Genomic DNA, 270 nt, shown 5'->3' with positions numbered 1-270 from the left:
AAAAATCCACTTAGCCATTTGTTGATCGCGTCTGGCGCAAATCGCGCGGGAAAATGTGTGCCCCAAACTTCGGTTGGTGCGTCTTGTGTGGCGAAATCAGCAAAACGAACATATGCGCTACTGCCATCTGGTGCGGTGAGATGCAAGCCATCATGCACAGGTGAAGGAGTAAACCGTACCATCTGGGGAAACTGGCGAGCGGTAATAAACGTACCGTCAGGTTCCGTGATCATAAAGATGCGATCGAAGGCCAGACCACTGACATCTGCC

At 51.5% G+C, this 270-nt stretch carries 1 protein-coding gene; it reads right to left on the bottom strand.

Annotation, left to right across the window (positions count from 1 at the left end; translation table 11 throughout):
• Positions 1–270, bottom strand: a 270-nt coding sequence (locus tag MFF64_RS36900) for an MOSC domain-containing protein (protein ID WP_238194002.1), incomplete at both ends; no start/stop codon positions are given.

It is taken from the genome of Methylobacterium frigidaeris, from assembly GCF_022179185.1.
Lineage (GTDB): Bacteria > Pseudomonadota > Alphaproteobacteria > Rhizobiales > Beijerinckiaceae > Methylobacterium > Methylobacterium frigidaeris.
Note: the sequence above shows the minus strand (reverse complement) of the source record. Positions and strands in the feature narration are given on the sequence as shown.